The organism is Roseivirga thermotolerans (assembly GCF_014653175.1).
Lineage (GTDB): Bacteria > Bacteroidota > Bacteroidia > Cytophagales > Cyclobacteriaceae > Roseivirga > Roseivirga thermotolerans.
The window spans coordinates 561,625-584,778 of sequence record NZ_BNAG01000002.1; the positions used below are offsets into that span (position 1 = coordinate 561,625).

At 44.6% G+C, this 23,154-nt stretch carries 10 protein-coding genes; 6 read left to right on the forward strand and 4 right to left on the reverse strand.

Annotated features, from left to right (window positions below; all coding sequences use genetic code 11):
* Positions 1 to 624 precede the first annotated feature (624 nt).
* From IE164_RS08480 to IE164_RS08500, 5 genes are all read left to right on the forward strand, one after another.
* Positions 625 to 14,235 carry a BspA family leucine-rich repeat surface protein gene (locus tag IE164_RS08480; protein WP_189629780.1) on the forward strand — a complete coding sequence of 4,537 codons (13,611 nt, stop codon included), beginning with the start codon at positions 625 to 627 and terminating at the stop codon, positions 14,233 to 14,235.
* A gap of 11 nt (positions 14,236 to 14,246) precedes the next feature.
* Positions 14,247 to 15,887 (forward strand): PorP/SprF family type IX secretion system membrane protein, encoded by a 1,641-nt coding sequence (locus IE164_RS08485; protein ID WP_189629781.1) that lies wholly within the window; start codon positions 14,247 to 14,249, stop codon positions 15,885 to 15,887.
* Positions 15,888 to 16,013: 126 nt separating this feature from the next.
* The gene (locus IE164_RS08490) at positions 16,014 to 16,352 is read left to right on the forward strand and encodes a hypothetical protein (RefSeq protein ID WP_189629782.1); all 339 of its coding nucleotides are present in this window, start codon (positions 16,014 to 16,016) and stop codon (positions 16,350 to 16,352) included.
* Positions 16,353 to 16,624: 272 nt separating this feature from the next.
* Entirely contained in the window at positions 16,625 to 16,993 is a 369-nt protein-coding gene (locus tag IE164_RS08495) for a hypothetical protein (protein WP_189629783.1), read from the forward strand.
* A 224-nt stretch (positions 16,994 to 17,217) separates the two neighbouring features.
* Entirely contained in the window at positions 17,218 to 17,721 is a 504-nt protein-coding gene (locus IE164_RS08500; RefSeq protein ID WP_189629784.1) for a hypothetical protein, read from the forward strand.
* Between the two features lie 107 nt (positions 17,722 to 17,828).
* On the opposite strand, the gene IE164_RS08505 is transcribed toward IE164_RS08500, so the two are convergent.
* From IE164_RS08505 to IE164_RS08515, 3 genes are read right to left on the reverse strand one after another with little or no spacing between them, the layout of a single operon-like run.
* The gene (locus IE164_RS08505) at positions 17,829 to 18,914 is read right to left on the reverse strand and encodes a family 10 glycosylhydrolase (protein WP_189629785.1); all 1,086 of its coding nucleotides are present in this window, start codon (positions 18,912 to 18,914) and stop codon (positions 17,829 to 17,831) included.
* A complete protein-coding gene (locus tag IE164_RS08510; protein ID WP_189629786.1) occupies positions 18,914 to 19,999 on the reverse strand; it encodes a carbohydrate-binding family 9-like protein in 1,086 nt (361 codons plus the stop codon). Before IE164_RS08510 ends, IE164_RS08505 begins: the two co-directional genes overlap by 1 nt.
* A gap of 53 nt (positions 20,000 to 20,052) precedes the next feature.
* On the reverse strand, positions 20,053 to 21,444 hold the full coding sequence (locus IE164_RS08515) for a sodium-dependent transporter (RefSeq protein ID WP_189629787.1): 1,392 nt from the start codon (positions 21,442 to 21,444) through the stop codon (positions 20,053 to 20,055).
* A 182-nt stretch (positions 21,445 to 21,626) separates the two neighbouring features.
* Between IE164_RS08515 and IE164_RS08520 the strand changes: the two genes are divergently transcribed.
* The gene (locus IE164_RS08520; RefSeq protein WP_189629788.1) at positions 21,627 to 22,880 is read left to right on the forward strand and encodes a DUF819 family protein; all 1,254 of its coding nucleotides are present in this window, start codon (positions 21,627 to 21,629) and stop codon (positions 22,878 to 22,880) included.
* Here the strand turns inward: IE164_RS08520 and IE164_RS08525 are convergent.
* Positions 22,869 to 23,135 carry a hypothetical protein gene (locus tag IE164_RS08525; RefSeq protein WP_189629789.1) on the reverse strand — a complete coding sequence of 89 codons (267 nt, stop codon included), beginning with the start codon at positions 23,133 to 23,135 and terminating at the stop codon, positions 22,869 to 22,871. The two genes, IE164_RS08520 and IE164_RS08525, sit on opposite strands and share 12 nt — an antisense overlap.
* Between the last annotated feature and the right edge of the window lie 19 nt (positions 23,136 to 23,154).

Here is a 23,154-nt window from a genome sequence, read left to right on the forward strand (position 1 = left end):
AACATCGCCCTTAGTAATACGCCACCTCCAATAGCACGTCAGCCTGAGTAGCACATTAACTCGAATAGCGCATCACTCTAAATAGCACGTCACCCTGAACTTGTTTCAGGGTCTACTCAAAAAAACATCGCCCTTAGTAATACGCCACCTCGAATAGCACGTCAGCCTGAGCAGCACATCAATTTGAATAGCCCATCACCCTAAATAGCACGTCACCCTGAACTTGTTTCAGGGTCTATTCAAAAAAGAACACCGAAAGCCCGCCAATCAGAAGACAGTACACAAAGCGGTCCCTTGCGTTACAATGGCCTTTCCAGGTCTCTAAAGCTAGTTTTTCAGCCTTTGCTCCGGGCAAAAACTAAACCCGAAAAGGAGGAGGCTCAGAACAAAAATCACTACTTTCAGAACAATTGCTCAGGTTGCCAGCTATACATTATTATCTTTGTGCGCTTACTGCGTAAGCCTCAACGTCAATTTTTGCATTTCTTCCCTTTCACTCTGAGAGGGAGTTTCTGCCCTACCATGGTAGAGTGTCAAAAGCCAAATCGAGGCCCGAACCAAATAGAAATTATCAATCAATTCACATTCAGAACAAGCCAGCCCTAGTTCAGAACAAAATTTTTCATGCTGTATAAACCATTGGTTTATTCGCTACTAACTATTGAATACCGAAACATCAACTTTATGAATTTTAATCCTTTCATCAGACTCGTTGTCTTTGTTGGTCTTTTATGCTTTGGGAGCAACTCGCTTTTAGGGCAGGCAAGCAGAGATCCTTACACTACGTTACCTACGCCCATAGAGGTCACCTCCTTTCCTTACCTAGAAGAGGGCTTTGACTCAGATGCTACAGCCAACGGAACACCCATAGGTATGATGGGCCAATGTTCAGATGTACCTTGTTGTTCGGGAGTGTGGTATAAAGTGACTGTTCCTTCTAACGGATCATTGTTTGCAGCTTTTGATAGGATGAATCCTTTAGGTACAGGCTTAAAGCTCTATAAAGCTGATAGCGAGAATATCACTGAAACATCGGAGCTTACTTATGTTTCATCTCCAATGAACTTCTGTGGCTTTAAAAGTACCATGGGGTCTGATACGGGTTATAAATGGTCAGAAAAGTATTTCTCCGAAGAAGCAAAGAATAGTGATGACTATGATGAAGACTGGGAGTCTTACTATCTAAGAGCTGATGCGATAGAATTTCCTGTTGACCTAAGTAGCTACCCAAGTAATGGTTGGAGGACTGATCGAACACTTTTAGTCAATGAACACTACATTGAATCTGGTACCTATTGGATTTATGCTTTTAATACAAATCAACAAGCAAACCTTCAAGGCGAACCTTCACGCTTGGTGATTGATTTTGTTGAATTATGTCCTGATGGTTTTACCTGTAATAATGTAAGCGAGACCATTTGTAGCTCAGAGAGTTTCACTACAACCGGAGGGCAGGTGATTACAGAAACCACCTCTGTTAAGGAAACCATCGGAACCACCATTACTACTTATAATATCACAGTCGATGAATCCATTACCTGTTGCCCTGATGGATTTACCTGTAACGAGGTGAATGTAACAGAGTGTGCGAATCTTTCCTATACCACTCCACTCGGTAATGTAATTACAGAAACAGGCTCGGTTCTGGACGAAGACACCAACGCCCAAACCAGAACAGTATATAATGTCACTTTCGATAGGGCAGAAGTTGATTTAGATGTTTTTGTAGATGCCACCATTGCCGAATCAGGTAACGTAACCTATCAGGCCAACACCAACGCTACAGGTGTACTTTCCTTCGATAAATCACAGCAATTCTGGGTAGACCTAAATGCATTGCAAGATGATTTAGATGGAAAAAGCCGCTCTGTCTTTATGTGGGTAAAGACAGAAAACAGTGTGAGTAGCAATCAGGTACTGTTTGCGGTAAATGCAGCTAACGGAGATAACCTGTCTTTCCTTTGGGTTGATGATGATGGCAATAATCTGGAAGTAAACAGAGGGGGCACCACCAATGAGTCTTCATCGTACAACATGGGCGGTAACATCTGGCACTATGTAGGCTGGACCTACGATCATACCACAGGTGAAACGGTAACTTATGTTGATGGTATAGAAAATGACCGATTTACTACCGGAACCTCCGTTCCAAATGCATCTGCACAATATTCATTGGGTCAGGAGTTTGATGGAGGTAGTACCAGTGATTTTTACAATGGCGACATGGCAGAAATCTCTGTATGGGACGAAGTGCTTACCGGGGCCGATATTAGAGAAGCCATGAAGGCCAAAATCAATAATGGCCATCCTAAATATGCCAATCTTGTGGGCTATTACTCCGTATTTGGAGATTGCAATGACGATACTGCCGTACTCAAAGACCATTCAGGCAAAGGGAATGATGGAGTAATGAAAAACAATTTTGTCATTGACTTCAGAAATGTTCAGTCGGTTGCTGGTTTCAATGCCGTAGACTGGTATGAGAATATTTCATGGAAAAAAGACGGAACAGAAGTTTCTACAGCTAATACCTTTACCACCAACGTGGAAGCAGGTAACTATACATTTACTGCGGCTCGCAGCTTTATTCAAAGCACCGACACATGGTCTATGACGGTAAATGACAATACCACTACGGTAGACCAAATTACTGACGAAACCCTGTGCTCAAACGATCCCGTAACCCGGACGGTAACAACCAGTCAGGTGAATTATCTGGACTTTGAAGAAACCGAGAGCAATTACATTGAAGTGAACACTGTGGCCAATGCTTTGGTTGGAAAAAACCGTTCCGTCTTTATGTGGATCAACAAAGAAAGTAATATAGGCAGCGGTGATTTCAACAATGTATTTGTGCTTCAGAACACTGACATAGACCAGGAGAGCCGCTTTTACTTAAGAGAAACCGAGAAGCTGGCTGTGTTTGATGGTTCCAGCCGAATTAACTCCTCTACCGCGCTTAGCAATGGCACCTGGTACCATGTAGGCTATACTTACGATCATAGCACCGGTGAAACCAAGATTTATGTAAATGGTACAGAAGAAGACAGTGGTACGCTCAATATGCCTGTTTCAGACGGTTGGCTTGCCCTACTGGGTGCACGCCATAACGATAACAAACCGGAAGGGTTCTTAGACGGCAAGCTTGCGGAAATTACCATTTGGGACAAAGTGCTGAGCAACGAAGAAGTTTCTGCAATTATGACTGCTGCCCCGGCCCATGATGCCACTAATTTGGTAGCAGCTTATGGTACACATAAGAATATTGCAGACAACCAAATGCGCGACCTTACCGACAACGGCAACAATGGCCTGGCCTCTCACAGCACCATATTTGTAACAAACCAGGAAGCTGAAATCACTAATTATGATGCCTCTGCTAATTATTCATTCTCTTGGAAAAAGGATGGTGCTGAATTTGATACCGATGCCACCGGCAACATAACGGTAGAAGAAGGTACCTCACAATATTCCGTAACCTATGGTACACCGCTATTCCAAAAATCAGATGACTTTAGCTTGAGCTATACTAATTTGATTCCTACCCAGCCTGTTTCGAAAACAGCGGGTGTATTAGGCAGTGTTACTTTCGAAGTGGAAGAAATAGCTGGAGCCACTTATCAGTGGTATGAAAAGAAGGACCAAAAAGAGTATACCAACCTAAATGAGATAAATGCATTTGGCACGGGAATAAACGGTAGGGGTCAAGATATTTTTATTCATGAGAATAATCTGCTGGTTGCTACAGGACGTGGTCTATACCTGAGCAAAAACCTGGGACAAACCTGGAGTTATTATAACGCTTTAACCAACGGGTTTTCAACATCAGATTATGTAACAAAAGTTTTTGCAACCGATGAAAAACTCTTTGCAGGAACACTGGAAGGCCTCTCTATATCAGATGATATGGGCGAAACCTGGTCTACCGTATTTGCTAATGAAAGAGTCTACAACGTTTTTGAGTATGAAGGAGACCTTTATGTTGTGGCAGGAAAGGTTTACAAATCCGAGGATGGAGGAGATAGCTGGAGTACTTTTCTTTCTAATATGACTTACGGACATAATACCAGGCTAATTAGCAACATCTTCTTTCATGGCAATACCATTTATGTTTCGAATAGTGGTGGATTATTTAAATCAGAAAATGGCGGTAGTACTTGGGCAGACATCTCTTTAAACTCAAGTGACTCCTATCTAAGGCATACTATTGCAGCAGATGATAATTACATCTTTTACTCCTTCAATTCTGCTCAGGACCTGGCGAGGTCTTCCGATGGGGGAGCAACCTGGGAGATAGTTTTTGAACGATCTAACAATGAGTCGGGTGCAGACTACATTGAAAACATAAAGCTTATTGATGGAGAACTTTATATTTCACATTTAACAGCCCTCTATAAGTCTAGTGACTATGGCGATAACTGGGAGTTGGTCTTCGATATGGAAGCAGGTGATTATAGCTTCGGAGGTTTCGAATTTGTCAATGATGATATTTATGTAGTCCCCGCCCATCGAAACAATGTGGTTATCTATAGTGATAAGGTTCGTTTGTCTAATACAAATACTGGAACCAATCAAATACAAGGAGCAACGTCCCACCAGCTTACCGTTTCGAACCTTAGCTTAGACGTTTCCGGATTTAAGTATTCTGTAGTAGTTACTAAAGATGGTTGTACGCAAACATCAGATAATGCCTCCCTCACAGTACTAGATGTGCCGGTCGCATTGTCCTATACTCCTTCTAAGGCAAGCACCGATATTGCTATCGATACCGAACTGAGCATTGAGTTTAGCAGGCCTGTCTCCAAAGGTACAGGAGAGTTGAAAATCTATGATTATGCTACCGATGCCCTAGTGCAAACACTTACGGCAGATGATCTGACTATTGATGGAACAACGGTTTCTATTACTTCCGGTGTTTCGCTGGATTATGCCACCCAATACTACGTTACTTTGAGTGCCAATTTGGTAAAGGATGAAAGCGATGTCGGAAACCTGGCTATAACCAATAAAGACACCTGGACTTTCCACACAGCGTGTGAGCCTTTGATACTTACACAACCAACAAATACTGTCGGGTATGTGGTAGGGAGTGCTACTTTCTCAGTGCCGGAGGTTTCAGGGGCAAGCTATCAGTGGTTCGAAAAATCAATAGGGGGAGGCACCTTTGAGGAAGCTACAGAAATTACCAATATACCCGTACATCAGTCGGCATTTGCAGGGAACTACATTTCTTCCGTAGCGGCTACCTCAACTAAGTTTTTTGCTATTAACCGAGCCATTGTGCCGGGCGTTAGTGTGTTTGTTTATACCACAGATATGGGACAGAACTGGACCACGGTTCCCCTAGGGCAAAACGGGTTCCCCAATGCCTCATTGATAACACAAGTTCGTACTTCGGGAGACAATGTTTATGTAGGTTCAGATTCAGGAATAAGTATTTCTGAAGACAACGGAGAAACCTGGACCACCATATCGGCCAATGAACGTGGCTTCCCGGATGTTCCTTATGTGGCTTCCCTTGCTGTAGATGCCTCTGCTCTTGTGGTAGGTACAAATCGAGGAGTGGGTATTTCAAAAGATGGAGGTGAAAGCTGGACCTTTGTAAGCACTCAAGAAACGGGTTTCTTAAGTCAGGAAGCGGTTGTAACGGTATCTAAATCGGGTGAGACAATATATGCAGGTACAGGAAACGAAATCTCTATATCTAAAGATGGTGGTGAAAGTTGGAATCTTGTACTTACCTCCGATAATGGATTTAGCATCAACAACATTGTCAGACATATAACTTCTAGAGGCAGCAATGTTTTTGTTTCTACCAATGAGGGATTACTTATTTCAACAGACCGGGGAGACACCTGGACAAGTATATCCAGTAATGAGCAAGGAATCTCAGAGTTTAGTTCGTCAGTAAGTCCAGCTGTCTATGACGGAACCAAACTATATGTTTCACCCAATGGAGTTGGACTGTTCGAGTCTGACGACTTAGGGCAAAGCTGGACCTCGATAAGCAATAGTTTAATAAGTGCTACGAATAAGATCAACAGGGTCGACTTGTCTAACAATGTAGTCTTTATTGTCAATGACGACACCAAGAAAGTATTACAGCTTAATTCAGACAAGTCTTTGGAAAACAACCCAGATAGTTCTGCCGATAACCAAATTCAAGGAGCTACTACGGCTACACTCACCATTAATAACTTGACCGAAGATCTTGATCAATCGCAATACTTTGTAGTAGTCACCAAAGCTAACTGCGAAGAAGTGTCAAATACAGCTGTGCTAACTGTTTCAGCTTCGGTGGATTCTCCTGTATTGAATGACCTTACCCCGGCAGATGATGCCGTGGATGTAGCCACCAACACAGACTTCGAGTTTGTCTTCGATCAGGCCGTTGCTGCTCGCTCGGGAGACATACTCATTAAGCGCACTTTAGACGATGCTACTGTAGCTACCATTGCAGTAAATTCAGACCAGGTAACAGTCAATGGCACCACTGTACAGCTTTCGCTGGGAGATGTTACACTCGACAATGGAACAGAGTATTACATCTTAATTCCCGAAACCGCGTTTTCCGTAGCCAATACAGAGGTGTTCTTTTCAGGAATTGTCAATAAAGCCTCCTGGAGTTTTACCACCGAAGAAGCCGTGGAGGCACTGCCAATTACTTCTACCAACCCCAGTGCAACTAAAAATGCACTTATGGACAGTGATAAGTTGTCTTTCACCTTTGGTGAGTCTATCCAAAAAGGTTCGGGAACACTAACAGTTTACAGAACCAGCGATGATAGCGTGTTAGAAACCATCGATGCTTCTGCTGTAACCATAACTAATCAGCCGCAGTTTTCGCGAGCCTATGCCACCATCAGGTTCTCACAAACCTGGGAAAGAGGAGTGTCTTACTATGTGCAGTACGACCAGGGCTTTATACTAAACCTTGACGGAACTAAAGCGCTTGCGGAAGTAAACGATAAGACAACCTTTACCTTTACTACCGAAGATTTTGAAGAGGACATTATTACCCGCTTCTTCCCGGCCACAGGAAGCTCTTCCTATGAAGCCGATTCGGAAGATGACTTTAAGCTCTTTACCAGCCAAAACGTAGGCCTGGAAAGAGACCCGCTAGGAGCTTTTAAAATATACAAAGCCTCTACCAATGAATTGGTGAAGACCATTGCATACGATGGAGAAAATAGCAGAGACCTTTCGTATGGAAGTGATGAACCTATTATCCGCTTCGAATTCGATGATGATGAACTGGAGCCGGGAACCGAATACTATGTATTGATAGACGATGGCTTTATTGTTTCCTATGAAGAAGCCAGATATCACGTGGGTATTTCCGACCCAACCGTTTGGCGATTCACTACTTTGGCCTTGCCAAGCACCCCAATGCTCACTGCCACAAGTCCGGCAGACGATGCCACAGATGTGGCCATTTCGGCCAACATAACACTGACCTATAGCGAAAACATTCAGGCTTATGTATACGGAGAAGGAGGAACCACAGCCAACAATGTGGTGCTATATGATGCCAATGATAATGTGGTTGAAACTTTCCCTGCCAACACCTTGACCTACAGTGGTTCTAAAGTAACCATCAATCCGTCTAGCGATTTAGCGTACAATACGGCTTACTACCTTCTGATAGAGAACGAAGCCTTCATTAGCAATAATGAAGTGAAAACTGCAGCCATTACCGATCCAACGGTGATTAGCTTTACCACGGCAAGCCAGCCTAACACGGCACCGGTAGCTAGTAGTGTAAGCATTGCTGGTAGCTTAGAAGCCAATCTGCAGCTTACAGGTTCTTATAACTATAGCGATGCAGATACCGATGCAGAATCGGGTTCAACTCTTCAATGGTATGTAGCCGATGATGCGAGCGGGGCCAATAGAACTGCAATAAGTGGAGCAACCTCAGGCACATATACCCTCACTTCTTCTGAAGTGGGTAAGTATATCACGTTTGCGGTAACACCAAACGATGGAACGGATGCAGGAACACAAACATTCGCCACCTATACAGGGCCGGTAGTGGCTGCTGTGGTACCTACGGTAATCAGCACTATACCAGCCGATGGCTCGGTAGATGTGGCCAAAGATGCCAACCTGAGTTTCACCATGAGCGAAACGGTGACCAAAGGAACAGGTAATATCACTCTGACACCTGCAACAGGAACTGCAACTGTTATTGATGTAACTTCTAATGAGGTGGCTATTTCAGGAGCAGATGTAACTATTAACCCAGACAGTGATTTACTGGAAGGGCAATTCTACACGGTTACTTTCGATGCCTCAGCCTTTGTTGATGCCGATGGCAATAATTCAGCAGGACTGACCAGCCAAACCACCTGGAACTTTACAGTAAAAGAAGCCAATGTGGCTCCAGTGGCGCAGGCAGTGGCCATTAAAAAATCATTGGTTGTTGATGGGGTACTGGAAGGTTCGTACGCATATTCAGATGCGAATGACGACCCTGAATCGGGTACGACCTTCCAATGGTACCGAGCCGATAATTCTGCAGGTGCTAATAGAGTGGCTATTGCAGGAGCAACCACCAAAAGCTACACCGTTGTGAATGATGACAATGGTAAGTATTTGAGCTTTGAAGTAACGCCTGGCGATGGTGTATTGACCGGAACAGCAGAAGAAAGCACATTCTTTGGGCCAATAGTGATTAACGATGGCTTTACCAATATTGCTCCGGCCTTTACCTCCGATGCCGTCACCACTGTGATGGACAACGAGACATACACCTACACAGTCACCTATGAAGACCTGAACAACGATGTGCCTACACTGGTAAAACTGGTGGGCCCTACATGGCTTTCAGTAAACGGATTTGTACTGAGTGGTAACCCTTCTTCATCAGATGTGGGAGAACATTTAGTACAACTCGAGCTGGCAGATCAGTTCGATGATAAGGCCTATCAGCAATTCACTATTACTGTTGAGGCAAGCAACACAGCACCGTCAGTAAATGCAGTAAGTACCGATGTAGTGTTCAGTCTGCAAGTAGATGCCCCATTGCGCGGTGTTTATAACTTTATAGATGCCGAATTGGATGCCGATAATTCCACATTTAAATGGTACCGTTCTGACGACAACTCAGGAACCGGCAAAACAGAAATAGCAGGAGCCACCACCACTACTTATGTATTAACGGCTGCCGATGCCGGTAAATACATCAGCTTTGAGGTAACACCGAACGATGGTAAGGTTAGTGGTACCGATGTTGAAAGCCTAGCGGTAGGCCCTATTGCCAAGAAAACGCCAAGCCTTTCACTAAGTGATATAGCCAAAACTTATGGTGATGCCGACTTTGACTTAAGTGCTTCGACCAATTCATCGGGGGCAATTACTTACACCTTCGATAATGACCAAACCGGAGCGGCTATCAATGGTTCTACTGTGACCTTGGGTAATGCGGGTGAGATTACCGTTAATGTAAGCCTTGCCGAAGATGCCGAGTATACAGCTCGTCAGGTACAAGGCACCATAACAGTGGCTAAAAAGGCCATAGCATTGAAAGCAACCGATGCCGGTAAGGTAGTTGACGATACCGATCCGACCTTAGAATTTACCGTAACCAGCGGTTCTATAGTTGGTGACGATGAAGTGGTGACCGTAAGCAGAGATGCTGGTGAAGCACCGGGTACTTATGCCATTAACCTGACTGACGGTACCGATGCCGCTAACTATGAAATAACGGCTGTTCCGGGAGTATTCACTATTTCACAAAGAAGCCTGACCATAACAGCCCAGGCCGCAACCAAAACCTATGGCGACAATGACCCTGACTTTGCTTATTCAATCACCAGTGGTTCATTGAATACCGGTGATGAACTGAGTGGTGCAATTACCAGGGTTGCAGGTGAAGATGTAGGTACTTATGCCTTGCAGAGTAGCCTGTTCAACCCTAACTACGACATAAGTTTCGTGAGTGCTGACCTGACCATCGAAAAGGCCGATTTGACTGCCGCGGCAGACGATCAGACCAAATACTTGGGAGAGGCTAACCCTGAGCTTACCATAAGCTATTCAGGTTTTGTAAATGGAGACTCTAAAGCCAATATTACAGAACCGACCATAGCCACCACGGCAACCGAGTCGAGCCCCGTTGGAACGTATGATATCACCCTTACTGGTGGTGCTGCAACTAACTATAACCTCAATTTAGTTAATGGTCAACTGACTGTAGAGCAGAGACCATTCATTACCACCTGGGAGATAACCAGCAGAGATGTGAATCGTTCCAGAACATTCTTCAACACTTTGGGGAGTCACACCTATCTCTACGACATTGATTGGGGTGATGGCACTGTTGAAACAAACCAGACGGGCGCAGCCTCACATACTTATGTGGCTGAGGGCACTTACACTGTTAAGGTAAGTGGGCAGTTTCCACAGTTTGAATTGTCTTTCTCCAGACTTCGATCTGTTGAGCAGTGGGGCGATATTGAGTGGAAGAGTATGGAAGGTGCATTCATCGCTGCTGATTTCGATATCAATGCTACTGATGCTCCAAACCTTACCCAGGTAACCTCAATGAAACGCATGTTCGAGAGAACCTTCATTGGTAACCCAGACCTAACATCTTGGGACGTTTCTAACATCACCGATATGTCTGAGATGTTCAAAGAGAGCGATTTTAATGGAGACATAAGTGGCTGGAATGTCAGTGCAGTAACCGATATGTCCTACATGTTTGCTCAGGCTGAAAACTTCAATTCATCCATCTCCAACTGGAATACATCCGCTGTTCAAGATATGTCTTACATGTTCAGCTATGCTCAGAGTTTTGATCAACCAGTTGATGCTTGGGATGTAAGCTCGGTAACATCGATGTCGTCCATGTTTGCTGATGCAGCGGTGTTCAATCAAGATCTCAATTCATGGGATGTGAGCAGTGTGACTAAAATGGATAAGATGTTCGATAATGCATTGCTATTCAATGGTGATATCACAGGCTGGAATGTGAGTAGTGTAACCGATATCTCGAACATGTTTGACGATGCCAAAGCATTCAATCAGGACATCGATGGCTGGAATGTGAGCAACGTAACCAGAATGAATGCGATGTTCAATGATGCTGACGCCTTTAACCAAGACCTTAACTCCTGGGATGTGAGCAAGGTGGAAACCTTCCAGGCCATGTTCCAGAATAACGATGCGTTTAATGGCGACATCAGCAACTGGGATATTTCCAATGCCACTAAATTGGAGCGTATGTTCGAAGATGCCCATGCCTTTAACCAAGACATAGGCAACTGGCAGCCGACCAATGCCGAAAACCTTACGGCCATGTTCAGAGATGCCAGATCATTTAACCAGAATATTAGCTCATGGAGATTCCCTAATGCCGACAGGCTAAACCAAATGTTCTATGAGGCAGCGGCCTTCAATCAGGACATTTCATCGTGGGAGACTGGCAATATTGTAGACATGAGTTCCATGTTCGAAAATGCCGAGTCCTTTAATCAGAATATTGGAAACTGGGATGTAAGCTCAGTAACCAATTTTGGCAGCATGTTCAGAGGAGCCTCGGTGTTCAATCAGGACATCAGTGAGTGGGATATGAGTGCCGCCACAAGCATGAATAGCATGTTCAAAAATGCCTCAGCCTTCAACCAAAATATTAGCGGTTGGAATTTGACTACTGGCGATAATGGCATTACCAGCATGAACAACCTGTTTGAAAATGCGACAGCATTCGATCAGGACCTCAGCGCCTGGGACATTTCAGGAGTTCGTAGTCTAAACAGTATTTTTAGCCATTCAGGTATGTCGGTGGCTAACTACGATGCTACCCTTATTGGTTGGGCCGCTCAACAATTACAAAGTGATGTCAATTTTGGAGTTGAAGGCCTTCAATACTGCGCAGGTGCAGCCGCCAGACAATCTTTGATTGACAACTTCAACTGGACAATAGAGAACGATTCGCAGGCTTGTTCAGCCACGGTGACCATTGCCGATGTATCGGCCAATGAAGATGATGGTGCTATTACGGTGACCCTAACTTCCGATGCCTTTGTAGTCGATGGCTTCACGGTAGATGTAAGTACAAGCAATGGAACTGCCGAAGCAGGTACGGATTACACCGCTGTGACTGCTGAAACAATCACTTTTGCCGGAACAGTAGGAGAGACCCAAAGCTTTACCATCACCCCAACGGCCGACTCGAGTGTGGAGAGCGATGAGACACTGATGGTAAGCATGAGCAACTTGGTGACAGATGCTGCGAACACAGTAACCATTACGGATGAGGCGATAATAACCATCCTAAACGATGATGTGCCAGTAGTTTCATTCAACACAACGGCTGAGAGCAGTGCAGAATCAGTGACCAGCAGTAGCATTGTGGTGAACCTGGATCAGGCTGGTCTTTCTGCCGCCACGGTTGACTATACAATAACAGGTACAGCCACAGGAGGTGGAGTAGATTACACCCTTGCTAATGGTTCGCTCAGCTTTGCAGCAGGAGAGTTAAGTAAAACGATAGACCTGACAATTGTTGACGATGCACTTATTGAGGAAAATGAGACGGTAGTGATAACCCTATCCAATGCCTCTGGTGCCAGCTTGGGTACCAATACGGTGTTCACTTATACCATAGTGAACAACGATGCACAGGTGACCATTGAAGATGTGAGCCAGTTTGAAGATGGAGAGTCTTTCCTAATCACAGCTACACTTGAAGGGACTATAGAAGGCGGATTTACAGTTGATTTATCGACTGCCGATGGCACGGCTACAGTGGCCGATGGAGACTACACTGCTGTAAGTGGAGCTACATTAACATTTAGCGGAACCGATGGCGAAACTCAACAACTCGACATTGCACCGGGCGTTGATAGTAAACTCGAAGCCGATGAGACCTTTACCGTTTCCTTGAGCAACCTGGCCGGAACCACAGCCAATGTAGTAATCACAGATCAGGCCGTATTGACAATCAAGAATGACGATGTTGCGGCTGTAACCCTTGCCGATGCCAGCGGAAATGAAGGAGACGGAGCCATTACAGTTACCGCTACCATAGACAATGCCGTTCAGGGCGGGTTCACGGTAGAAGTAAATACAGCAGATGGAACAGCAACACTAACCGATAGCGACTACACAGCCGTTGCGGGACAGGTGTTGACCTTTGCCGGAACAGCCGGAGAAACACAAACCTTTACCGTAACTCCAACCAACGATCTGGTTATTGAGGCCAATGAAACACTGACCGTTTCAATGAGTAAGTTAAGCACTGCCTTGGGGGTTGATATTACGGATGGAGCCACGGTAACCATTGTCAATGATGACTTCAATAACTTCCCAACCGACATCACTATAAGTGCCACTTCAATAGCGGAGAACAATGCGTTGGATGCAGCTATTGGAACACTGACTACGGCCGATGCCGATGCCGGTAACACCCACACTTATGCATTAGTAAGTGGGGCAGGAGATACCGACAATGCCAGCTTCACGGTTGACGGTTCAACCTTAAAAACGAACAATATTTCGTTCAACTTTGAGGATAAAGCCAGCTACTCTGTTCGTATTGAAACCAACGATGGAGAAGGCGGAACCTTTGCCAAGGCCTTTGAAATTACGGTGACCAATGTAAACGAAGCACCATTTACGCTGAGCCTTACCAATGCCACCATTGAAGAAGCCGATGAAGCCCAAGAGGTAGGTCAGCTTATGTCGCTCGACCCGGACAATGGAGACAGCTTTACCTATAGCCTGGTGGCCGGTGATGGCGATGCCGATAATGCGCAGTTTGCCATTAGTGGCAACACCTTGAGCACAGCCGGAGCCATAGATTTTGAAGATGGAGCAAGCCGAAGCATCCGTGTGCAGGTAGCCGATGCAGGAGGGCTTACTTTCGAGCAAACCTTCAGCATAACCATTGAAGATGTGGTGGCCGAGCCGGTGAGGGAATACACCCAGAACCAACCAGGTGCCGATGTAAAGAACGTGTTCTCGCCAAACGGTGATGGAATCAACGAAACCTGGGTGATTGAAGACCTGCTGGACAACCCGTTCAACCAAGTAAAAATCTTTGCACAAGGTGGAAAACTCATCTACAGTAAAGTGAATTACACCAACGATTGGGGCGGAACATTCAAAGACAATCCGGTACCGGATGGTACCTACTATTACGAGATACTCATCTTTGAAAACGAGCAGTCCACAAGCCCAGCCAGAACCATTAAAGGCTTCTTAACCATCATTAGAAACAGATAAACATCAAAGTCATGCATAAGCAAATGAAAAACATCAGAAACAAATTCATCCTTGCCTTCACTATGGCTTTGATTGCAGTAGGGGCCAAGGCACAGCAAGTACCTTTGTACAACCAGTATTACAATGCCGCAACCTTGGCTTACCCTTCCGGGGCAGTCTTTCAGGAGCACCGTTACATAAGTTTAGTGTACCGCGACCAGTTTGGGGGGCTGGTCGGTGCTCCAAAAAACTTCGCCCTGGCCTATAACTCCACCTTTAGAAATAAACTGGCCTTTACCGGTAACCTGACCACAGCCGATATAGGCTTCACCAGCCAGGTAAAACTTTCAGGAGGAGTAGGTTATAAGCTGTTTGGCGAAGGAAACGATGGACTGAGCATAGGTAGCCAGGTTGGTCTTTCCTTCTTCAGTCTGAACGAAGAAAGAGTGAACCCGGAAAACCCATCGGACAATGTGCTGGTAGACCTACTGGGCAATAACGGAAGCTCCTTGAGTGTAGACTTATCGGCCAGCTACAGACGTGGCAGATTAGGCGTAGACGTGGCCGTTCCAACCGTAATCAACCAAAGCCTGTCAGACGATGCCTATATCCGCATTAACGATGACAACGTGCCTGACTTTATAGGAGGCGTGCGTTACAGCTTTACCATTAATCCGGATCTGAGCCTGACACCCTATTTGGGCATGAGGATGAGAGAAACCATAGGTGCCGAACTAGACCTGATGGCTCAGGCCAATTTCAAGGAAAAATTCAGTGCCTCATTAGGCTATCGTGATAACTATGGCCCATCCATAGGCTTTGGTGCCCAGGTGTTGCCCAAGCTGTTGTTTAACTACAACTATGATTTTGGGCAGAAAGACGCCCCGTTCCTGGCCGATGGCTTCAATGAATTTGGTGTTCACTATCAACTCAATACCCCGGAAGAAAAGGCCAATGTGTGTGAAGAAGAAGGGCTTGCCGTAGTGAACAGAATCATAGACCAGCGCATTTTCGATGAGAACCTGGTGAATCCGGAAGACAAGGAAAAGGCCCTGTGCTACTTGAAGAGCCTGGAAGAAGGCAAAAAGAAAGAGAAGAACCAAAGAGCCGAAGAAGCCTACAAAGCACTGTTTGAGAAGATAGAGCAAGAAGAGCTGGCCAAGGTAGAAGCCGCACGACTAGAAGCCCTGAGAGCTGAAAAAGCAAGACAAGACTCTATCAAGAATGCAGAAGCTGAAAGAGAGAGAAAGCGTATTGAGGCTATAGAACTGGCAAGAATGAAAGAGTTGGAGAGACTGGCATTAGAAAGGGAGCAAGAAATAAAAAGAGCCCTGAGCCTGGCTACAGAATCAGTTGCCTTTAACTCCGGTAGTGCCAACCTGAAAGAAGAGTCGCACGATGCGCTCAATCAGGTGGCCGAGTTAATGACTGCCAACCCAGAGTTGAGACTCAAGCTATCGGGCTATACAGACAATAGCGGTAATGCCCAGTCTAATCTGGAACTGTCCAAACGCAGGGCAGAGGCAGTTAAGGCCTACCTGATGAGCAAGGGAATTGAGGCCGACAGGTTAGAGGCCGAAGGCTATGGCATAGCCAATCCAAGGGCTGATAACAATACTGCAGAAGGCCGGGCCCTTAACAGAAGGGTAGAAATGGAAATCATTAAAAAATAAGTTGATGGGCTATTGAAGGTTGAGGTTAATAGCCAAAATAAAAAGCCACCGTACGGGTGGCTTTTTATGGTTAGGTCAAAACGGATAATCTTAGTATTTTCACTGAATAATTAAAAACCCTATACAATGAAAAGAATATTCGCCTCTCTGTTTACGGTTTTTTTGTTGAGCTTTTTTGCAGGCCAGGTTATGGCACAAGACAAAGTAGATGACAAAAAAAACTACCTTATTGTGGTTGCCAATTCGGCCGATAAAGCGGCCAATGAGCAAGTATTGGAGCAAATGAAGAAGAAATTCAAAGATGCCGGTTTGCACTACGATGCCAAGGAGAAGAAGTATTATGTATACATCGAAAAGTATTACAGTAAGTCTGGTGCCGATTATGCCGTTTGGTGGCATAAAAAAGAAAATCCAGACCTACCCAAAGTGTGGGCCAAGGCAGTGCCGGTAGAAACCAGTAACTAACCTTAGAGACTGTCTGAAAATTCAGTCTAGCGTCATCGAGAACCTGTCGCTGTCTACAGCCGGTCTTGTTTCAGGAGCTTTAGGAATTTAATTTCAGTACTAAGGATTCTGACCCTGAGGCTTGGGAGTAGAAGGACGGGTTTTGTGGCTTTTGAGGCACCCTTCTTTACACCTAAAAACTATTTAGTACCTTTTCTTCCTAAGAGATACTAACTTCGCCTAACTTCGCCTAACTTCGCCTAACTTCGTGTATTTATATCATTTTGTTGAGATTGTATCGTAAGTCAGTTATTCTTGTAAGTCTCTTTCTGGCCGTAGGGCTTACGGTTGGGCAGGGTTTGTTTGCCTCTAAAACGGCTCATCTGCATGGCTTGGTTACTGACGGACAAGGTGAGACCATTCAATCGATTCATTCTCCTCTTTTTATCCCCGGATCCTTAGTAAAGTCTGTAGCAACCGGTTTTACTCAGTACTCCGGTGACCCAACGCCTTCCGACCTGCAGAAAGAGAATGCCAAAGCTTTGAAGGCTCTTGATACAGCTCATAGGCTGGCATTTTTTACGGAGAAACGGGTTTTCTACGAGGCTCTTATTTTGGAAAAACTTGTAGCCAGGCTCTATCCAAAACATTTCTTTTTATAGCCCTTTTTTACGGGATAGCTTACTTAAGCCGTTAACATCAGACTTCTGTGGTTTGTCTCCATTGATGTCTTGGGAAAGGAGTGTTTCAGATGCTGTGAAAACACCACCTGAGACGGCCCTGCTTTACGGTTTAGTGGCTAGTCTATTTTGAAGGTATTCCCTTCGTATCGTTCCAAACAGTTTAAGACAGAAGTCATTTCTGTTATCAATTAATTATTAATCAAATGGAGTTTAGAACAACACTATTTGGGCTGGCAATTTTAGCCCTATGCATATACATATTTGTGCTTTTAAAAAGAAGTAGAAAGAACAAAGAGAAAATACTAATCAATCAGTTACAGGTGCTTGCCACAGGACAGGCTACCCAAGTTGAGGCGCATGAGTTGGGACTTGATTTTGGGTTGGGTATCGATGAAACAAACCGATACCTCTTTTATACAAGAGATCAAAAGATTGGCTTTACGAATAAGGTCATAGATTTGGTTGCGGTGAAGAATTGTACGGTAGCAATCCAAAAAAGGCAAGTAGGAAAAGAAGCTTACATGGATAAGGTTTCACTGATTTTTCATCCAGAACCCGGTAAGGCACAAGAGAGGATAATTCTTTTCGATTCGGAGTCAACAGCCCTACCAAATGGAGAACCACTAATGGCCAAAAGGTGGGCCGAAAGAGTCAATGAGCTTTTGAAAGATGCAAAGTCCGGTTCTATTTTTCGGGTAGCAGGTTGATTATAATAAGAAGGCGATCTCAAAAGTCAACTATAATGGTCATGCTCAACTTTATTGGGAATGACATTCAACTTTTGAGACCGCCTCTTTTTCTTTTGGAGAAGCACTTATTGTTTCAAGGCTTCTGTAATGGTCTTTTGGAAGGACTCGTTAAGTAGTCCGTAATCATAGAAGGCCATACCATTGGCTTTGGTGTCTTTTACAAGCTTTACGGCTTCTGCCACTTCCTTATCATTCTTGTCGGCCAGGTAGAAGGCTGTGTACAACGGTTTGCTTCCATTTAAATCGTTCAGACCTTCTTCGGTTGCTCTTTTCATAAAGCCTATATCTTCGGCATAAAACTTATAGTAGACCATGGGGAACACAAAGTCGAGGTTCCATTTGTCCCAGTCTTGTCTTACCATTTTACGGGCGAGCGATGGGGTGGCAAATACGGAGGCTGATATTTGCCTTTTTCTTTGATGAACACCTTCGGCAATTTTATTTACCAAATGAGTGATGGAATCATATCTGAATTGTCTCCATTGGCTGTCAGTGCTTGGGTCATCCAGGTCGAGCGGATCGTATCCTTGTTCAGCTTTGAACTTGTTTCGGCAATCTTCGCAATAACAAAAGTCGAACTCGGGCATTTCATGGTCTTGCACAAGATCATACTTTTCCCATAGTCCTCGGGGAAGAATTACATCGCAGTACCGTACATAGTCGAGCTGAATACCATCTAATCCTTCTATTTCACACACCTCCATCATGCCATTAAAGACAAACTCCTGAACCTCAGGTTTGGTAGGGCAAAGCCACTGGTAATAGTCTACATAAGGCCGTACATCAAAGCTGGAGTTGCCTTCTCGGCTTACTGCATACCATTCGGGGTGTTGCTGGGCGGTTGGGTCGCCCGGCCTGTTCATGGTCCATAGCCAGGCATGTATTTGCAGTCCGTGTTTTTTTGCGGCAGGAATAGCTTTTTCCAGTACGGGTTTTCCACCGCCTACTAAAACACCATAGAAACCCAGGTTCTTAAGACCTTCCAGCTCTTTATCCCAATCGGCTTCTGTTTTATTGCCTCCACCTGTCCAAATCCAGAGTTTAAAGTCGCTGATGGTGTCTTTAGGTTGGCATGAATGAAATAGCAGGGGGCTTCCCACTATGGCCGCTGTTCCAAGGCCTAGTTGTTTAATAAACTGTCTTTTATCCATTACTTAAATTCTTTCCAGAGTCTTCCTGTTTCGTCTATATGCCACACAATGCCTGCATTGAATGGGTGTTGCATAATGGCATGGTAGCGGTATTTATCGGCCTGTAACTGCCATACAATAGGTTTGCCTACATGAAACGTTTTGGCTTCCAGCAATTGATCTTTTGCCGCAGTGTATGAGCCGGTTTTTTTCTTGCTCTGCTGTTGGTTTCGGTGTATATGAGCCAGCAGTTGTCTCACTTCTTCAGAGCCAAAATCAGATACATACTGGTCAGGTTGATCCACCGTTTTGGCCGAAAAGACTACCTGCCCCCAATACTCGGGTTCGTGCATGGCTATAATGCGCTGAGGAGACCACACCCAGTTATGTTCAACCGGTCGTTTGGCTTTGGGGTCAACCATCTTTTCATATCCACCATTTACAATTTTGGTATCCCACTGAACCCGGGAAAAGTTAACGCGCCATACGTCTCGGGCTTTAGGTTTTTTCCCTTTAAAAGCCGCTTCTTCCAAAGCATTCCAGGGCATGGCTACTTCAACCGACCAGTATTTATCCGTGTCGGAGGGGTTGTTGAGGCTCCCTTCAATGTGAACAGCCGAACGAATTCCGTTAATATTCCAGTGATCGATGGCCTGGCCATTGTCTCTATAGGCTCTTGTAAGCATAAGATCCCAGATGGTGTTGAAGGCATTCACTTCATATTCATAATAATGGTGAGTGTCACCGTCAGGGTCTATGAATATTTCGAAGTCGTTGTCGTAAAAAATCACCGTATCGCGCTGTTTTAGTTTGGCCCATATGTGGGGTTCTTCCAATTCAGCATAGAAGTAAAAGTAGTTTTCGTCCCAGAGCATTTTTACCCTGGTACGCAAATGGGGCTTAGGTTTTTTATGCCCTTCAATATCTACAAAATCGTCTGTCCACTGAGCATTTTTCCATGATTGTTCGTCAGCTTTTCCGTCAATCATCAGTGGGTCTATGGGCTGCTTGCATATATAGGCCCGGGTTTCAATGAGGGGGTATTGTGCATAGGCTGATAGGCCTGTGAGTAACCCCAGAAGTAAAGTCAGTTTTAGTTTGAGCATAAAAAAATCCTCTCTTTTCAGGGAGGATTCAATATCTGAAATTCGTGTAAGCTTTAAAAAAGGTTTACGCCAAAGTATGTTTTTAACACTGTAATTATAAAGATAAATGCCAGAATGGTTGGTGCTAAATAGCTAATGGCAAAGTGTAAGTATTTCTGAACAAATGAGCCTTTATAGTTCGGAGATCCGTTGGCAAGTTCTTCGTCCAAATTGTGCTTCTTCCAAACATGAGCGGCAAAGAATACAATTAAACAGCCACCCAGCGGAAGGAAGGAATCATTGGCCACATTGGCAATAAAGCTCAGGAAGTCAGTGGCACTTTCTGCACCGGGGTAGGTAATGAAATTAGAGAAGAAGTCTGAGTAGCCATTGCCAAGTAGTGATGGTATACCAATGAGGTAAATAAGCCCCGCCACCAGCCAAACAGCTCTTTTTCTTTTAACCTTTTTCTCGTCTACCACATAGGCTACCGGTACTTCTAGCAGAGATACGGTAGAGGTGAGGGCCGCAAAACACAGAAGTACAAAAAACACGGTGCCGGCTATGGCTCCTAAGGTACCGCCAATGGTACCAAAAATTTGAGGTAAGGTAACGAATATTAGGGCCGGGCCACTACCTACGCCTTCCATGGTACCGCCACTCATAAAGCCTATTAATGGGAAGATCATCATACCGGCAATCACGGCTATACCCACATCGGCCAGCGTAATGAAGGCCGCAGCAGAGACAATGTTTTCCTTTTTATTTACATAAGAGCCGTAAGTAATTAGTGCGCCCATTCCCAAAGAAAGAGAGAAGAAGGCCTGGCCAAGAGCGTTGGTTACTACTTCGGCATTTATTTCAGAAAAATCAGGTATAAGGTAGAATTTCAATCCTTCTACGGCATTTGGCAGGGTTAAGGAATATACCACAAGGGCTAGAATCATTACAATGAGTGTAGGCATCAGAAACTTAGCTGCCTTCTCTATTCCTCCTGAAACTCCTTTGGAAACCACATAGGCTGTAGTAGCCATAAAGAGCAGGCCATAGGCTCCAACTTTAAAAATGTCTTTAACAAACTCTCCAAACTGCTCGGCTATACCAAAGTTGCCCGAAGCCATTTCGAAAATATAGCCAAAGGCCCAACCGGCAATTACATTGTAAAATGAAAGAATAAGAAAGCCACTGAGAATGCCGAGTTTTCCAACAAAACTCCATTTTTTAAAGCCCAGTGCATTGAAAGCACCTACCGGGTTTTTCTCCGTTTTACGACCTATGGCAATTTCGGTAACCATTACCGGATAGCAGAGTATAAAGCAGAAAATCAGGTACATTACCACAAAGGCTGCACCACCTCCTTGTCCAACTTCATAGGGAAAACCCCATATGTTTCCTAATCCAACTGCCGATCCTGCTGCGGCAGCAATAAATCCAAGTCTGCTTGAAAATCCTCCTCTATTAGCCATTGATAAAAATTTAAAATCCGAATATATGGGATTCTAAAGAGTATTTGGGTGCGAACCTTATAAAAATCTTAAATGAAGGATGAACGGTGCTTCAGAACAGGAGCTTTGAGGTTTTGACCATAAAAACAGCGGTTCAACTAATGAAAAATTCCTATACTTGAAGCCTAACCAAAAAAACAGCCATGCCGGTGTTTACCAATGATGCCATTGTTCTTGGACTACTCATAATGGTGGTAGCCTGTGTATTCTATACTTCAAGTTCTGGAAAACCCTTTTGGAAGAAATTCTACACCATAGTGCCCAGTATTTTGCTCTGTTATTTTTTGCCCGCACTACTCAACTGGCCGCTGGGGCTTATAGACGGAGAACAGTCTAACTTATACTATGTGGCTTCGCGCTATTTATTGCCGGCTTCGTTGGTTTTGCTTTGTTTGAGCATAGACCTCAAAGGGATAATGAACCTTGGACCTAAGGCTATTATAATGTTTTTAGCTGCAACAGTAGGTATTGTCTTGGGCGGGCCCTTGGCTATATTGCTTATTTCTTCTATTGCGCCCAGTGTGCTGGATGTAGGTGAGGGTCAGGAGGTTTGGCGCGGACTTTCTACAGTGGCCGGTAGCTGGATTGGTGGAGGTGCTAACCAAGCCTCTATGAAGGAAATTTTTAAAGTTGGCGAAGACCTTTTCGCTACCATGATTGTGGTTGATGTGATTTGTGCTAACATCTGGACCGGTTTTCTTCTTTATGGAGCCAATATTAGTAAAAAGGTAGACGCTTGGCTTAAGTCTGATACCAGTGCTATAGACGATTTAAAGAGAAGGGTGGAAGAATATCAGGCCGGTATAGCTAAGATTCCCACCCTGGCCGATACTTATATGATTCTGGCAATTGCATTTGGAGGAACTGCTCTTGCTCATTGGGGATCTGACTTGATTTCGCCAATGCTGGCTGCTCGTATGGAATGGCTCAAGCGTTTTTCGTTAGAGTCACTAGCTTCAGGTTTCTTCTGGATTGTGGTAATTGCTACCACAGTAGGTGTTGGGTTATCATTTACTCGCTTGCGGAAATACGAGGGAGCGGGTGCCTCGCGGTTGGGTAGCGTATTTATTTTCATTTTGGTAGCCACCATTGGTATGAAAATGAACATCCGTGAGGTGTTTGATAACTTGGGGCTATTCTCCATAGGTATTACCTGGATGCTCTTTCACGTACTCATTATGGTGGTGGTAGCCAAGTTGATTAAAGCGCCATTCTTCTTTGTGGCTGTGGGAAGCCAGGCCAATGTGGGAGGAGCGGCTTCTGCACCAGTTGTAGCTTCTGCTTTTAGCCCTGCATTAGCACCAGTGGGGGTTTTATTGGCTGTTTTAGGTTATGCCCTGGGCACTTATGGAGCACTGATTTGTGCTTTCCTGATGGAAAGAGCCTCAGCTTTTTGAGCGGTTCTCCAGTTCAAGTTGAATCTTGGTTTTGATACCTCCAAATGCCAGGTAAGGGTAACCTATTCCTACAATGAGAAAAATAGGAGCCATTTTGTATCCTTGTGGAGCATTCCTTAAATAAGAAACTATGACTATTACCACTGCTGCTAAAATTGCAGCAATGGTAATAGCTTTCTGAAGCCTTTTGAACTTGTTCAATTTAGCGTTAAGCTCCTCTTTGCTGTATTCGGAATATTCGTTGGTGCCATTCATGGAGATACAATCGTTATTT

Coding starts and splice junctions, on each gene's coding strand:
- IE164_RS08480 (WP_189629780.1), top strand. CDS start 625: ATGCTGTATAAACCATTGGTTTATTCGCTACTAACTATTGAATACCGA.
- IE164_RS08485 (WP_189629781.1), top strand. CDS start 14,247: ATGCATAAGCAAATGAAAAACATCAGAAACAAATTCATCCTTGCCTTC.
- IE164_RS08490 (WP_189629782.1), top strand. CDS start 16,014: ATGAAAAGAATATTCGCCTCTCTGTTTACGGTTTTTTTGTTGAGCTTT.
- IE164_RS08500 (WP_189629784.1), top strand. CDS start 17,218: ATGGAGTTTAGAACAACACTATTTGGGCTGGCAATTTTAGCCCTATGC.
- IE164_RS08505 (WP_189629785.1), bottom strand. CDS start 18,914: ATGGATAAAAGACAGTTTATTAAACAACTAGGCCTTGGAACAGCGGCC.
- IE164_RS08510 (WP_189629786.1), bottom strand. CDS start 19,999: ATGCTCAAACTAAAACTGACTTTACTTCTGGGGTTACTCACAGGCCTA.
- IE164_RS08515 (WP_189629787.1), bottom strand. CDS start 21,444: ATGGCTAATAGAGGAGGATTTTCAAGCAGACTTGGATTTATTGCTGCC.
- IE164_RS08520 (WP_189629788.1), top strand. CDS start 21,627: ATGCCGGTGTTTACCAATGATGCCATTGTTCTTGGACTACTCATAATG.
- IE164_RS08525 (WP_189629789.1), bottom strand. CDS start 23,135: ATGAATGGCACCAACGAATATTCCGAATACAGCAAAGAGGAGCTTAAC.